Annotated in this window: 13 protein-coding genes; 7 read left to right on the top strand and 6 right to left on the bottom strand. The window is 68.8% G+C overall.

Annotated features, from left to right (window positions below):
• Positions 1 to 20 precede the first annotated feature (20 nt).
• Positions 21 to 335: a hypothetical protein gene (locus ASC65_RS08655; RefSeq protein ID WP_235561449.1), complete on the bottom strand. Its 315-nt coding sequence runs from the start codon at positions 333 to 335 to the stop codon at positions 21 to 23.
• A gap of 354 nt (positions 336 to 689) precedes the next feature.
• On the opposite strand from ASC65_RS08655, the gene ASC65_RS08650 reads away from it, so the two are divergent.
• Positions 690 to 3,740, top strand: a complete 3,051-nt coding sequence (locus ASC65_RS08650) for a TonB-dependent receptor domain-containing protein (RefSeq protein WP_156459601.1) — start codon at positions 690 to 692, stop codon at positions 3,738 to 3,740.
• A 95-nt stretch (positions 3,741 to 3,835) separates the two neighbouring features.
• On the top strand, positions 3,836 to 4,627 hold the full coding sequence (locus ASC65_RS08645; RefSeq protein ID WP_056451684.1) for a hypothetical protein: 792 nt from the start codon (positions 3,836 to 3,838) through the stop codon (positions 4,625 to 4,627).
• Here the strand turns inward: ASC65_RS08645 and ASC65_RS08640 are convergent.
• The gene (locus tag ASC65_RS08640) at positions 4,618 to 5,319 is read right to left on the bottom strand and encodes an HAD family hydrolase (protein WP_056451682.1); all 702 of its coding nucleotides are present in this window, start codon (positions 5,317 to 5,319) and stop codon (positions 4,618 to 4,620) included. The genes ASC65_RS08645 and ASC65_RS08640 overlap by 10 nt on opposite strands.
• Before the next feature lie 158 nt (positions 5,320 to 5,477).
• On the opposite strand from ASC65_RS08640, the gene ASC65_RS08635 reads away from it, so the two are divergent.
• Genes ASC65_RS08635 through ASC65_RS08615 form a run of 5 tightly spaced genes read left to right on the top strand, consistent with a single transcriptional unit; the run spans position 5,478 to position 10,778 of the window.
• Positions 5,478 to 6,284, top strand: coding sequence for a hypothetical protein (locus tag ASC65_RS08635; protein WP_056451680.1), 807 nt, complete (start codon positions 5,478 to 5,480; stop codon positions 6,282 to 6,284).
• 40 nt (positions 6,285 to 6,324) lie between these two features.
• Positions 6,325 to 7,323, top strand: a complete 999-nt coding sequence (locus ASC65_RS08630) for an aromatic ring-hydroxylating oxygenase subunit alpha (RefSeq protein ID WP_056451678.1) — start codon at positions 6,325 to 6,327, stop codon at positions 7,321 to 7,323.
• Positions 7,320 to 8,615: an amino acid permease gene (locus ASC65_RS08625; protein ID WP_056451676.1), complete on the top strand. Its 1,296-nt coding sequence runs from the start codon at positions 7,320 to 7,322 to the stop codon at positions 8,613 to 8,615. The genes ASC65_RS08630 and ASC65_RS08625 overlap by 4 nt, the downstream gene beginning before the upstream one ends.
• 46 nt (positions 8,616 to 8,661) lie before the next feature.
• A complete protein-coding gene (gene carA, locus ASC65_RS08620) occupies positions 8,662 to 9,837 on the top strand; it encodes a glutamine-hydrolyzing carbamoyl-phosphate synthase small subunit (RefSeq protein WP_056451674.1) in 1,176 nt (391 codons plus the stop codon).
• Positions 9,838 to 9,872: 35 nt separating this feature from the next.
• Positions 9,873 to 10,778 (top strand): hypothetical protein, encoded by a 906-nt coding sequence (locus tag ASC65_RS08615; RefSeq protein WP_056451672.1) that lies wholly within the window; start codon positions 9,873 to 9,875, stop codon positions 10,776 to 10,778.
• On the opposite strand, the gene galE is transcribed toward ASC65_RS08615, so the two are convergent.
• The 4 genes from galE to ASC65_RS08595 all read right to left on the bottom strand — a co-directional run bounded on the left by galE (position 10,696) and on the right by ASC65_RS08595 (position 13,536).
• Positions 10,696 to 11,787, bottom strand: a complete 1,092-nt coding sequence (gene galE, locus ASC65_RS08610) for a UDP-glucose 4-epimerase GalE (RefSeq protein WP_082525947.1) — start codon at positions 11,785 to 11,787, stop codon at positions 10,696 to 10,698. The genes ASC65_RS08615 and galE overlap by 83 nt on opposite strands.
• Before the next feature lie 93 nt (positions 11,788 to 11,880).
• Positions 11,881 to 12,729 (bottom strand): SIMPL domain-containing protein, encoded by an 849-nt coding sequence (locus ASC65_RS08605; protein WP_056451671.1) that lies wholly within the window; start codon positions 12,727 to 12,729, stop codon positions 11,881 to 11,883.
• A gap of 62 nt (positions 12,730 to 12,791) precedes the next feature.
• Positions 12,792 to 13,256, bottom strand: coding sequence for a nuclear transport factor 2 family protein (locus ASC65_RS08600; RefSeq protein ID WP_082525946.1), 465 nt, complete (start codon positions 13,254 to 13,256; stop codon positions 12,792 to 12,794).
• A 64-nt stretch (positions 13,257 to 13,320) separates the two neighbouring features.
• Positions 13,321 to 13,536 (bottom strand): hypothetical protein, encoded by a 216-nt coding sequence (locus ASC65_RS08595; protein WP_056451669.1) that lies wholly within the window; start codon positions 13,534 to 13,536, stop codon positions 13,321 to 13,323.
• Positions 13,537 to 13,584: the final 48 nt, after the last annotated feature.

Genomic DNA, 13,584 nt, shown 5'->3' with positions numbered 1-13,584 from the left:
CTAGGCTCTTCTTCTTGAAATCAGTTCGTGACGACCGCGCATTCCCAGCCGTCGTAGTCCAGCTGGAAGGCCGCGGCCCAGGCTTGCATCATGGCGGAGACCGGGGCGAACGAGCCCTCGTCCACCGCCATCGTCGTCTCCAGGACGGTCGAATCGTCCTGGCCCCGGGTGACGAACCCGGCCCGCCGCGCGACCTCGTTGAGGTCGTCGTGGTCCCCCGCGCCGTAGAAATAGAACAGGGTGTGCCGCGGCGTGACGCCCGAATCACCCTGCGCCGCCAGGGCCGCCCGCACCATGGCGTCACGCTCTTCGTGAGACACATCGGCATGGGACACGGCGGCTGGGTCTCCTCGCGCGCGCGGACCCGGCGCAGGCAGGGCGCCAGCGCGGTCCGGTTCGGGTTGTCGGTTAAGCGGCCCGTCTAAAGACGGGGACCCCGCGGGGCAAGGCGAAATCCGCGCCGCAGTCAGAACTGTTCCATCGCGATACAGATCTGGGATTAAGCTTAGCCGTAGTAATCTATTACAGATCTTTCATCTGATATGGTTAAGCTTGAACAAAGTCTCGCCTTTTTCCCAAGTCTCACTGTGTCGGTTGAAGGGCGGAATTGCGTCCAAGGGGCGTCGAAGCGGCATTCCAGCGACCCGACCTCTGCCCGGCGAGCCAAAAAGCCAACGAGAAAGGTCGTCATGTCTTTCCGTACCCGTCTCTCAGAGTCCTCAGCACTTACCGGCGGCGTGATCGCCGCCATTTTATTCGCCACGCCGGTCTTCGCGCAGGACCCGCCCCCTCCCCAAAGTCAGGCCCAACCCCAGCAGGAACCCGACGACGACGACGCCGAGGATGTCGGCGACGTGATCGTCACCGGGTCGCGCATCCCGCAAAACGAGTTCACCAGTTCGTCGCCGATCCAAGTGCTGACCACCGAGCGTGGCCAACAGCGCGGGCTCAGCGACACCGCGCAACTGCTTCAGAGTTCGACCATCGCTGCCGGGTCGCCGCAGGTGAACTCGACCATCTCCAGCGCCTTCGTCACCGACGGCGGTCCGGGGGCGTCGACCATCTCCCTGCGAGGGCTCGGCGCCAATCGCACCCTGGTGCTGCTGAACGGCCGTCGCGCCGGTCCGGCGGGCACGCGCGGCGGCGTCTCGGCCTTCGACCTGAACGTCATCCCGCAGTCGGCGATCAACCGCATCGACGTGCTGAAGGACGGCGCCTCGTCCATCTACGGCTCGGACGCCATCGCCGGCGTCGTCAACCTGATCACCGAGCGCAGCCGCGACGGCGGCGAGATGAGCGCCTTCGCCAGCCTGCCCTTCGAGTCGGGCGGCGAGCAGTACAATATCTCCGGCGCGTGGGGGAAAACCTTCGACCGCGGCTACTTCAACATCTCGGCGGACTGGTATCTGCAGGAACAGCTCAGGGCCGGCGATCGCGACTACCTGACCTGCTCGAACCAGTACGTGTTCGAGCCCGGCACCCGGACCCGGGCCGATCGTATCGACCCGCGCACGGGGCAGCCGCAGTGCAACGACGTCGTCTGGGGCCAGGTCTTCTCCTACGGCATCAACCCGGTGACCGGCGGCCTGCTGACGCGCCCCGGACGGTTCCAGTTCGACTACGACGGCAACCTCGGTCAGTTCATCCCGCCGCGGCCCGCCAATCCGGCCATCGACGCCCTGTACCCGCAGGCGCCGCCAGGCTTCTATCTGGTCAACTACGACCCGGCGTCCCGGGCGGTGGTCAACGCGAGCCATCCGACCTTCCAGCCCGAGAACACCATCATTCCGGAGACCGAACGCTACACGGTCTTCCTGGAAGGGGCGTATGAGTTGGGCGGCGGCGTCGAGGCCTATGCCGAACTGCTGCTGAACCGTCGCGAAAGCCGCACCGACAGCTACCGGCAGTTCTGGAACTACGTCTACACCTCCGACTTCCTGGATCTCTATTTTGGCGCTCCGGGCTTCGGGGGCGATCCGCTGAACGGCTTCTCGGGCCTGAACATCCTCAGCCCGACGCCGGTGACCGATCACTTCGACGCGTCCCAGAAGGTCGACTACACCCGACTGGTGCTGGGCGTTCGCGGCGACATCAGCGGCGGCTTCATGGAAGGCTGGCACTGGGACGTCTACGGCCAGTACAGCCGGTCGGACGGCGAATACACCAGCGATGTCATCCTCGATGACGCCGTCAATTCGACCAGCTTCAAGACCGAGTCCTGCGTCGGCACCAACCTGCCGATCAGCGGCCGTCCCTGTATCGACGTCGACTTCACCCGTCCGGGCTTCCTGGCTGGCGATCTGACGCCTGAAGAGCGGGCGTTCCTGTTCGATGTGGAAACCGGCACGACGATCTACGAGCAGACGTATTTCGAAGGATCGATCGCCGGGAACCTCTGGGAGCTGCCGGCGGGGCCCCTTGGCCTGGCCGTGGGCTTCCATGTCCGGCGGGATGAGATCGTCGACACCCCAGGGGACGTCACCCTTGCTGACAACAGCTGGGGCCTGACGGGTGCGGGCATCACCGCAGGCAAGGAAGACACCAAGGAGATCTATGCGGAGTTCGCCATCCCGCTGATCGTTGACCAGCCCTATGTGAAGAGCCTCGATCTGTCTCTGTCCGGCCGATACACGGATACGGACTCCTCGGGCGACGCGGGGACCTACAAGGTCGGCCTGAACTGGGCCATGAGCGACGCCATTCGCATCCGAGCGACCCACGGCACCTCGTTCCGGGCTCCGGCCCTGTTCGAGCTCTACCTCGCCGACCAGACCAGCTTCCTGGGCCAGCGCGCCATCGATCCCTGCATCAACGTCGGCGATCGGCTGGCGGACGGCGAGATCAGCCAGGAGCTGTTCAACAACTGCACCAGCGCGGCCGGACCCGGCGGCGGCGTCGCGCCCGACTTCGCGGGCGGGGTGTCGTCGGCGGAGATCACCACCGGCGGCGGGCTCGGCTTGCTCGAACCCGAAACCTCGGTGGCCACCGTCATCGGCGTCGTCCTGACACCCCCTGACAGCAACCTCAGCCTTGCGCTCGACTACTTCGAGATCAAGATCGAGGACGAGGTCACGGCCCTGGGCGCGCCGAATGTGGTCAACGGCTGCTACACCTCCGACAATTTCCCGACCGACCCGCTGTGCAACCAGTTCACGCGGGATCCATCGCTGGGGGTGACCGAAGTCCGAGACCAGTTCATCAACATCGCCGAGCAGAACAACCGGGGTCTCGATTTCACCGCCCGGTGGTTCCACGACTTCGACTGGGGCACCCTGACCCTCGACACCCAGACGACCTGGACGCTGGAGAACAACCAGGCTCTGTTCATCGAGGCGCCGACCGACTTCCTCGGCGACATCGGCAGTCCGGAGTTGGTGGGCAACATCAACCTCACCGTCGCTCGCGGCCCCTGGACCGCCTTCTGGGGCTTCGACTGGATCGGGCCGCAGGACGACACCCAGGAGTACATCCTCGCCAACGGCTCGCCGTTCCAGGTCATCGACGGCCGCACGACGGAGGTGAAGGCCTATGCCGAGTTCACCGGCTTCCACAGCGTCTCCCTGTCTTACGAGACGGACGGATGGACGTTGATGGGCGGCTTTGCGAACGTGTTCGACGAACTGCCGCCGGCGGCCTCGGCCGTAGCGACAGGCACGGTCGGCAACTCGGTGTTCTCGTCGCAGTACACCGAGGCCTACTACGGACGGCGGGCCTTCCTGAGGGTCAGCAAGTCGTTCTGACGGATGCGGGGCGGCGGCGTGAGCCGCCGCCCTTGCCGTTTTCCGCCGGCGTGTGAAAGTCAGGCGGCGTCACCTCGTCTCGCTCGGGAAACTGCATGGCCATCATCAGGGGTCTGAGGGACACCCTCGACAAGGAGGTCGCCCGCTTCGCGCCGGCGCCGCTGAAGCAACCCGTGCTGGCCAACAGCATCCCGAAAGGGGGCACCCACCTGCTGCGCAACATCCTGCGCATGTTCGTGCCGGCGTCGCAGCATTACGATCAGGACTTCGTGCAGGTGCCGAACATGCATCTGCACCTGGCGGCCTTCAATCCGCACGCGCCGATGCTGTCCAGCGGCCACCTGCTGTTCAGCGACCAGTCGCTGGCCAACATCCGCTTCGCCCGGCATCTGCTGCTGGTGCGCGATCCCTATGACTGGGTCCTGGCCCGGGCGAGGTTCTTCGTTTCCGACGAGTTCGACCAGGAGAACATCCAGCACCTGAAGTCCGGCCTGTTCTCGGCCGAGGCGCTGATGAACATGATGATCTTCGGCATCCACCAGAAGTCGCCGGCGCTGATCGACATCTACACCCACAACGCCGCCGCCTGGCTGGGCACGGGGGCGCACCTCGTCCGCTACGAGGATCTGGCAAGGGCGGTGAAGGACCTCGAGGCGCCGGAGAGCGACGCCCTGTTCGCGGGGCTGCTCGCCGCCGCGGGGATCGACCGGCCCGACGACTGGCGCGAGCGCGTGGCCGTCGGCGCCGACAGGAAGCAGAGCCGGACCGCGCGCGAGAACCTCAAACTGCCCGAGGGCATCGTCTTCCCCGATCAGCTTCCGGAGACGCAGCGGCGGCTGGTGGATTATCACGCGCCGGGGCTGAGAGCCCTGCTCGGCTACGCCTGAGCGGAGGCTTCGGCGATCCAGTCGGGCAGGTCGTCGATCCGGTCCAGGGCGCAGTAGCGCGGATGGTTCTCAGGCGCGTCGGCCAGTTCGTGGGCCCAGGTGATGGCGTAGGGGATGTGCACGGCGAAGGCGCCGGCCGCCAGGGCCGGCAGGACGTCCGACTTCATCGAATTGCCGGCCATCACGGCCTCCTCGGCGCCGGTGCCGTGGCGGGCGAAGACGCGTTCATAGGTGCGCTGGTCCTTCTCCGAGACGATCTCGACCGCCGCGAAAAGGTCGCCGAGACCCGAAGCGGCGAGCTTGCGCTCCTGGTCCAGCAGGTCGCCCTTGGTGATCAGCACCAGACGGTAGCGCTCCGACAACCGCGCCAGAGCCTCGTCGACGCCGGGCAGCGTCTCAACCGGATGGGCCAGCATCTCGCGCCCGGCGGCCAGAATTTCGCGGATCGCCCCGGCCGGCGGCTCGCCTTCGCACAGCTCCATCGCCGTCTCGATCATCGACAGGGTGAAGCCCTTCACGCCGTAGCCGTAGAGCCGAAGGTTGCGGCGCTCGACCTCGGCCAGCCGGGCATGGACCAGGTCGCCGTCGTGGTCGGCCAGCAGCTCCAGGAAACGAGCCTGGGTCAGGCGGAAGACCGTCTCGTTGTGCCAGAGGGTGTCGTCGGCATCGAGGCCGACCGTGGTGATGGGCATGATCGGTCCGGGGGCGATTCCTGGGGGCGTCGCCCTCCTGACCGCGTCCGCCGGGCGCCGTCAACCAAGCCCTTACCATGTCCGTCAGGGATATCTTTTGAACTCGGGGCTTTGATGGCGCGACGGGGGCTTGTTGAGGCGGCCGAGGAGTAACGGTCATGACGAACAGCCCGGAGAGCGCCGGCGCCGCAGCCATGGTTCTGGACATCGGGACCGGCCGTCCGCTGCCGCCGATCACCGAGCGCCGTTCCTACGCCGAGCCGTTCGGCCGCACGTCCTTCACCATGGTGACCCGCGCCGGCCGTGAGATGGCGGTCAGTCTGTCGGCCCAGCCGGTGTTCGATCTCGCCCGCTCGACGGCGGTGGCGCGACGCATCCGCCGCTCGCTGCGCAATGGCGTCGCCGGCGGCGCGCCCGGCCTGATCCGCCACGCCCTTGAGGCGGCCGACTTCAAGCGCATCGACCTGCAGACGCTGAAGAGCGGCCTGGAGCTGCTGCGGCTCGCGCCCAATGAAAGCGGCGTGATCCCGGCCTTCTGGCGCACGGTCGCGCCCAGCGCCGGCCATTTCGCCCTGCTGTGCCAGGATCTGCGCGGCCAGACCGAGGGCGGCGCTCTGTTGGTCGAGGTCGTCGGCAACGTCGACCACGCGCCGGAGGAGGCCTTGCAAGCCGCTATGCCGTCGTTCGAGAGCGGCGGCCTGGGCATGATGCTGCACATCGCGCCCGACCTCGGCGCCGCCCGGCGCATGGCCCAACTGAGGCCCCAGTGCCTGGCCATCGACTTCGCCGGGGTTGAGCACGAGACCGCCCGCGGCTGGCAGTCGGCGGCGCAGTTGATCGGCGCGGCCCGCCTGGCCTGCCCGCAGGTGCTGCTGCTGAACCTGCGCCCCGATCGCGGCCTGGCCGCCGAGACCGCCGGGGCCACCCACGCCGTCTTCGCCGATATGCAGGCCGTCACCGTCTGACCAGTTGACGTCAGGGTCGCACAGGCCCTTGATCCGGCGCATGCAGGCTACGCTTCCCGCCCGCCTCTACGGCAGTCCCGACGCCTGGGCGCGCGAGCGCTCGGACGTGTTCGGCCGCGCCTGGCTGTTTCTGGGCCATGAGGCTGAGGCGGCCGCGCCCGGCGACTGGATCGCCGCCGACATCGCCGGCCATCGGCTGTTCGCCGTGCGCGGCAAGGACGGCGCGCTGCGGGCCTTCCACAACGTCTGCCGCCACCGCGCCGGGCCGCTTGTCGAGGGCCCACGGGGCCATTGCGAAGGCGAGCTCACCTGCGCCTACCACGGCTGGCGCTACGCCCTGGACGGCCGCCTGCGGGCGGCGACGGGATTCGGGGCGGCCGAGGGGTTCGATCCGCGCGACTTCGGCCTGCTGCCGGTCCGCCTGGAGATCTGGCGGGGGCTGGCCTTCGCCTGCCTCGACTCCGACGGGCCGCCGCTCGAACAGCTCGTGGCCCCGCTGGAGGCGCTGCTCAGCGAGCGGGGACTGTCGATCGCGGCCCCGGCGCTGCGCCGCTCGCATGACCTCGCCTGCGACTGGAAGGTCTATGCCGAGAACTACCTCGAGGGCTACCACATCGGGGCCGTCCATCCGGTGCTGTCGGACGAGCTGGGTTCGGCCGAATACCGCGTCCGCGTCGAGGGGCAACTGGTCGTCCAGGAGGCGGTCGGGGTCAACGACGGGCCCCAGGCCGGGGTCTGGGGCTGGCTGTGGCCCAACCTCGGGATCAACGTCTATCGCGACGGGGCCATGATCGAGCGTATGACGCCGGTCGGGCCGGGGCGGACACGTCTCGACTACCTGTTCCTCAACGATGGCGGGGAGGGCGCGCTGGGCGAGGCGCTGGACGCCTCCGACCGCCTGACCGCCGAGGACGCCCGCATCTGCGAGGCGGTGCAGGCGAATCTCTCGGCCGGGGCCTATGACCACGGCGTCCTGAGTCCGCGGCACGAAATGGCCGTTGGCTGGTTCCAGTCGCGCATCGCGGAGATCCATGCATGAACGAGAAGCAGAAGCTCGGCTGGGGCCTCGCCGCCCTGGTGGTCGCCGGCAATATGATCGGCTCCGGCCTCTATCTGCTGCCCGCCACCCTGGCGCCGTTCGGCAGCTCCAGCGTCATCGGCTGGATGGTCGCCGGATTCGGGGCCGTGACCCTGGCGCTGGTGTTCGCCGCCCTGGGCCGACTTCAGCCGGACGCCGACGGCCTTTCCGGCTTCGCCGAGCGCGGGCTCGGGCGGTTCTTCGGCTTCCAGACGGCCCTGGCCTTCTGGAGCGCCTGCCTGATCGGCAACGTGGCCGTGGCGGTGGCCGCGACCGGCTATCTCGCCTTCTTCTTCCCGGTCCTGAGCGAGCCGGTGCCGGCGACCTTCTGCAACCTTGGCCTGATCTGGCTGGCCACCGGGGCCTACATCCTCGGGGCCCGGACGGCGTCGCGGTTCGCAGCCCTGGCCCTGGTCATCGGCCTGATCCCCATCGTCATCGCGGTGATTGCGGGCGTCGCCGCCTTTGATCCCAACGTCTTCGAGGCCTCGTGGAGCCCCGACAACCGCCCGCTGACCGAGACCGTGCCCGCGTCCCTGGCCATCATCTTCTGGGCCTTCCTGGGGGTCGAGAGCGCCGCGGTGCTGTCAGCCAGGGTCAAGGATCCGTCGCGAGACGTCGGCCGGGCCTCGATCGCCGGGGTGGTCCTGGCCACTGTCGTCTATGTGGCCGCCAGTTGCGCCGTGTTCGGAGTCATCCCGGCCGCTGACCTGGCCCATTCGTCGAGCCCCTACGCCGATCTGGCGGCCAAGGTCTTCGGCGCCTCGATCGCCGGCGTCGTGGCCATCTGCGCCGTGGTGAAGACGCTGGGCACCCTCAGCGGCTGGGTGATGATGGGCGGGGAAACGGCCCGCGCCGCGTCGCGCAGCGGCTATCTGCCGTCGGGCTTCAGCGCGGGCGAGAAGACCCCGATCGCCAATCCCCTGCTGGGCGCGGCCATCATGTCGGTGGCGGCGGTGATCTCGGGTCAGCCGACCCTGGGCGCCCAGTTCGGCATCCTGATCGGGGTCACATCGGTGCTGACGCTGACGGTCTATGCGGTCTGCTCGGCCTCTCTGTTCCGTCTGGCGCGGTGGAGTCGGGCCCGGGTCATCGCCATCGTGGGCATGGTCTTTTCGGCCGCGGCGGTCGCTGCGGCGGCCCCAGGCTATGTGCTGCCGACGGCGGGGTTCTTCGTCTTCACCTCGGTGATCTGGTTCGCTTTCCTGAGAAAGTCCCGTCGCGCCGTTGACCCCACCGCCGCCGACGCCTAACCACGCCGCCGTTTGCCCGCCTGTATTCGGTGCTACGGAGCCTGCCATGACCGACAAGCTACTTCCCGGCGTCACCGGCGTTCTCGCTCTGGCGGACGGCACCATCTTCCAGGGCGTGGGCTGCGGAGCCGTCGGCTCGGCTCTGGGCGAGGTGGTCTTCAACACCGCCATGACCGGTTACCAGGAGATCCTGACCGACCCGTCCTACATGAGCCAGATCCTGGCCTTCACCTTCCCGCACGTCGGCAACGTCGGCGTGAACGTCGAGGACGTGGAAGGGATCTCCGGCGGCGAGGCTGCCTCGGCGCGCGGCGCGATCTTCCGCGACGTGCCGACCGACCCGGCCAACTACCGCTCGGAAAGCGACTTCGACGGCTGGATGCAGCGCCGCGGCGTGGTCGGCCTGGCCGGGATCGACACCCGCGCCCTGACCGCCCGTATCCGCGACGGCGGCGCGCCGCACGCGGTGATCGCCCATGACCCGGACGGCAATTTCGACCTCGACGCCCTGGTCGCCGAGGCCAAGGCCTGGACCGGCCTGGTCGGCCTGGACCTGGCCAAGCCCGCCTCGACCCTGCAGTCGTTCGACTGGGACGAGGGCCTGTGGGACTGGCCGGAAGGCCACCCGCGCGTCGATGCGACCGACAAGACCGTGGTGGTCATCGACTATGGCGTGAAGCGCAACATCCTGCGCGCCCTGGCCTCCACCGGCGCCAAGATCACCGTCGTTCCGGCGACGACTACGGCCGAGGAGGTCCTGGCCCGCAATCCGGACGGTGTCGTGCTGTCGAACGGTCCGGGCGACCCGGCCGCGACCGGCGTCTATGCGGTGCCCGAGATCCAGAAGCTGGTCGAGAGCGGCAAGCCGCTGTTCGGCATCTGCCTGGGCCACCAGATGCTGGCCCTCGCCCTCGGCGCCAAGACGGTCAAGATGGACCAGGGGCACCACGGGGCGAACCACCCGGTGAAGGATCTGACGACCGGCAAGGTCGAGATCGTGTCGATGAACCACGGCTTCACCGTCGATCGCGACAGCCTGCCGGACGCCGTGGTCGAGACCCACGTCAGCCTGTTCGACGGCACCAACTGCGGCATCGCCCTGAAGGACAAGCCGGTGTTCAGCGTCCAGCACCACCCGGAAGCTTCGCCCGGGCCGACGGACAGCCTGTATCTGTTCCAGCGGTTCGCTGACTCGATGAACGGCGCGGGGAACCGGCCATAGCCCGCTCGACGTACCTGAACTGGCTGGGGCGGGTCATGCGGCCCGTCGCGGCTTCGTCCAAGGTTGACGCCGCAGCGCAGGACCTCGTGCTGGGCTATGCGACCGGCTACGGCGTCGACCTGATCGAGGCTTTCGTGCGCTCGCTGCGCGCGGTCTATTCAGGCCCGGCGGCGCTGTTCGTCGGCGACGACCCGGCGGTCGCCGCCTTCCTGGCCGAACATGACATCGAGGCGCTGCGCCCGGCCCCGTCCGACGCGTGGACGCCGCAGCCGGTGGTGGCGCGCTTCGCCGACTATGCGCGGGTGCTGGAGGATCGGCCGGCTGTCCGCGACGTCCTGCTGACCGACGTCCGGGACGTGATCTTCCAGGCCACGCCGTTCGAGCCGCGGGCCAGGGGTCTCGAAGTGTTTGTCGAGTACGAGCGGCATGTGCTCGCCGACCACGGCTTCCAGATGAAGCACCTGCGGGCGGGCGTCGGCGCCGACCTGGCCGACAAGCTGAAGGACAATCGCTGCATCTGCGCCGGGACCATCTTTGGACCGGCTGACGAGGTCGCGCGGGTCTGCCGGCTGATCCTGATGCTGGGCGCCATCCCGAAGTCCGCGATCGGCGGCGGCTTCGGCATCGACCAGGCTTCGCTGGCCGCGGCGATCGGTTACGACCTGATCCCGGCCGACATCCAGGACAACTACAAGCGTGTCGCCACGGTGGGGCTCAGCCTTGAGGGCGTGCGGGCGGTGGATGGTTTGATCGTCAATCCGGACGGCGGCTTCAGCCCGGTGGTGCACCAGTACGACCGGCATGAGAACCTGGTTCAGGCCGTTCGCGAGCGCTGGGCCAGCGCGACGCCGGATCGCGTCAGGACAGGACCTCAAGGACTGGATCGGCTGCTGGCGAAACTCTCGGCGTCGACGGGACGTCGGTTGCCGGAACTGCGCTGACACAGGTCGCCGGGGCGCCCCGCGGATGGGCGTGGCGGTGCCAGTTCCAGGCGCTCGAAACGATGCTACGAAGGTCAGAGAGTTCGGGCGTGAAGCCCAGGACCTCGCGGGCGCTCCGCGGATCCGCGACCAGCCGCGCCGGATCTCCGGGACGCCGCGCGCCGGCGGGCGCGGGCAGGCTGTGGCCTGACACCTCGGAAATGGCCTGCAAGACCTCGCGCACCGAATAGCCTTCGCCCGTGCCGAGGTTGAAGGCCTGAGGTCCGGGCGCTCCGCCGAGCAGGCGCTCGAGCGCCTGGACGTGCGCCCGGGCCAGGTCGGCGACATGGATGTAGTCTCGGATCGCCGTGCCGTCGGGCGTGTCGAAATCCTCGCCGAAGACCTGGAAGTCGTCGATGTGGCCCTGGATGGCCATCATGGCGCGAGGGATCAGGTGGGTCTCGGTCTGTCTGAACTCGCCGATCTCACCGTCGGGGTCGGCGCCGCAGGCGTTGAAGTACCGCAGCATGATCGGGTTCAGCGACTGCTTCGAGGCGACCTCGGCGATCACCTCTTCGCACATCAGCTTGGCGCGGCCGTAGGTGTTGACCGGGTTGCGCGGCGTGTCCTCGGCCATCGGCCGCCCCCCGGGGGCGTCGCCGTACACGGCGCAGGTGCTGGAGAAGACCAGGTCGTCACAGCCGGCCTGACGCATGCCTTCCAGCAGGGCCAGGGTGCCGCCGACATTGTTGTGGAAATACTGCAGCGGATTGGTCGCGGACTCGCCCACGATGGACGAGGCGGCGAAATGCATCACCGCCGCGACGTCGTGCTCGACCAGGGTGGCGCGAACGCGCTCGACCTCATGGATGTCGCCGCGGACCAGCGGCCCCCAGTGCACGACGCCTTCGTTGCCGGTCGACAGGTCGTCGAGCGTCACGGGCAGGTAACCGGCCTGCGACAGCGCCTTGCAGGCGTGACTGCCGATGTAGCCGGCGCCGCCGGTGACGAGGATGGCCTTACGGGTCATCTGAACCTTTGGGTGCGATGCATGGCGCGGGCCTTCGCACGCGGACGCGACCAGAGAAAGGCAGGCGGAGGAGCGAGACGATCCGTCGCTGGCTCAGTCGGCGAAGCCAAAGCGGACCGCGACGCTGACCAGGGCGTGCTCGCCGTCATGCGAGCGCAGCAGGACGCTGACGTGGCGCACGGGCCCGAGCTGGCGGCCCGAGGCGTCGGCGATGGCCATGGCCTGGGCGCGGGCGCGGGACACGGCGTCGGCGGTGGCGGCGTTCCAGACCGCCTCGCCGGGATCGCGGCCGGCGTCGAGGCCGAGCAGGGAGATGAACGGGCCCATCGGACCGAAGTCGAGGCCGTTCAGGCTGTCGCTCAGATTGGCGACGCCCGCGTCGGCCAGGGCGTCGACGAAGGCGGGCAGGCGGGTCTCGTTCGGGCGGCTCAGCTTGACCTGCACCGAGGCGGTGACGGTGCGGGTCGTCTCGGCCGGCGCACCCATGGCGGGGACCAGTTCGACGGCGACGGCTGCTTCTTCGATCGCATCGGCCGCGGCTTCTGCGGCGGCGGCGGAGTCGGTGGTCCAGGCCGTTTCGGCGTCGTCCATCCACGAGGGCTGTTCGGCGATGGCGTATTTGGTCTCGCCGACCTCGATGGCGACCGAGAAATTGTTCGCCACCGAGCGGATGCGCTCCAGTTGGGCGTTGCGGTCAGCCACGGCCTCCACCGCGGTCTTGCCCTTGCCCTCGACGGTGACGGTCATCATGCCGCCGGCCGCGTCGGGCATCCGCGCCTTGCCCTGGGCGGTGACGAACAGGCCCTGGCCGCCGGCCATGGACTCGGCCACGCCCTGGCCGAACTGGTCAAGGCTGGCGGCGATCGGGCCGGCGATGTCCTGGGCCGCGGCGGGCGTGGCGAAGAGCGCGGCGGCGGCCGCGGCGACGACGAGACGGTACATGGTGCTTCCCCCAAAGATGCGGGGGCAGACAACCACAGGCGCTGGACGGTGAAAAGGCTACGCTAGGTCGCAACAGGCTTGGGTTCGGCCTGGAACTGCTTGTGGACGATGAGCCAACGGCCATCGATCCGCGCAAGCGTCATGTAGTCCGTGAAGCGGACCCCCGGATAGTCGAGGGTGATCTTGGCCACGGCCGTGTCGCCGACGACTTCGATCGAGTCGATCCAGCGGCGGCGCTGCGCCTCGTCAGGGGCGGGCGTTCCGGGGGCGCGGCCGATATATTCCTCGGCGGTCATCTGCACGAGCGCGCCGTTGCGCATGCCCCAGACGCGCGCCTGCGGATGGAAGGCCTCGCGGAACGCGTCCTGCGAACCCGTTGCGTGCCCGCGCAGATAGGCCTCCAGCGGCGCGCGGACCCCGGCGTCGACGGCGGCGACCTCGGGCTTGTGGGCGGTCCAGGCGTCCTGGGCGAGAGCCGGGCTCGCCAGCAGGGCTGCGGCGAGGGCGGCGGCGAGCAGGGACTTCATGGCGATCTCCGGCTGCTTGGGATCGGCACTGAACCACGCCCGGGCGGGCGGGTGAAGCGGCGCCCTACGGCAGGGCGGTGAAGCTGCTCGCGCCGCGCAGGGCCGAGGCCTTGCGGATCGCCATCGGGGCGGCGGCCAGCCAGTAGTCGGCGTCGTCGCGGCGGTTGCTGCGACGGCGCTCCTGGCCGCGCATGCGGCGCTGGGCGGCGTTCTGGAGAAGGCGGGCGTGAAGCGCCCGGGGGGAGACGGGCGCATCCGGCACGTCGAAGTCGACGGACATGGGGAACTCGGCACTCTGATCGTGAAGCGAGGTCTTCAACCAGCTTCG

The organism is Brevundimonas sp. Root1279 (assembly GCF_001425945.1).
Classification (GTDB): domain Bacteria; phylum Pseudomonadota; class Alphaproteobacteria; order Caulobacterales; family Caulobacteraceae; genus Brevundimonas.
This window is presented reverse-complemented; position numbering and strand designations above follow the sequence as displayed.

Excerpts from the sequence above, each read along its gene's own strand:
- ASC65_RS08630 (WP_056451678.1), top strand. The coding sequence starts at position 6,325 with ATGCAGGCTACGCTTCCCGCCCGCCTCTACGGCAGTCCCGACGCCTGG.
- ASC65_RS08640 (WP_056451682.1), bottom strand. The coding sequence starts at position 5,319 with ATGCCCATCACCACGGTCGGCCTCGATGCCGACGACACCCTCTGGCAC.
- ASC65_RS08595 (WP_056451669.1), bottom strand. The coding sequence starts at position 13,536 with ATGTCCGTCGACTTCGACGTGCCGGATGCGCCCGTCTCCCCCCGGGCG.
- ASC65_RS08645 (WP_056451684.1), top strand. The coding sequence starts at position 3,836 with ATGGCCATCATCAGGGGTCTGAGGGACACCCTCGACAAGGAGGTCGCC.
- ASC65_RS08600 (WP_082525946.1), bottom strand. The coding sequence starts at position 13,256 with ATGAAGTCCCTGCTCGCCGCCGCCCTCGCCGCAGCCCTGCTGGCGAGC.
- ASC65_RS08625 (WP_056451676.1), top strand. The coding sequence starts at position 7,320 with ATGAACGAGAAGCAGAAGCTCGGCTGGGGCCTCGCCGCCCTGGTGGTC.
- ASC65_RS08650 (WP_156459601.1), top strand. The coding sequence starts at position 690 with ATGTCTTTCCGTACCCGTCTCTCAGAGTCCTCAGCACTTACCGGCGGC.
- ASC65_RS08605 (WP_056451671.1), bottom strand. The coding sequence starts at position 12,729 with ATGTACCGTCTCGTCGTCGCCGCGGCCGCCGCCGCGCTCTTCGCCACG.
- galE (WP_082525947.1), bottom strand. The coding sequence starts at position 11,787 with ATGACCCGTAAGGCCATCCTCGTCACCGGCGGCGCCGGCTACATCGGC.
- carA (WP_056451674.1), top strand. The coding sequence starts at position 8,662 with ATGACCGACAAGCTACTTCCCGGCGTCACCGGCGTTCTCGCTCTGGCG.
- ASC65_RS08635 (WP_056451680.1), top strand. The coding sequence starts at position 5,478 with ATGACGAACAGCCCGGAGAGCGCCGGCGCCGCAGCCATGGTTCTGGAC.
- ASC65_RS08615 (WP_056451672.1), top strand. The coding sequence starts at position 9,873 with ATGCGGCCCGTCGCGGCTTCGTCCAAGGTTGACGCCGCAGCGCAGGAC.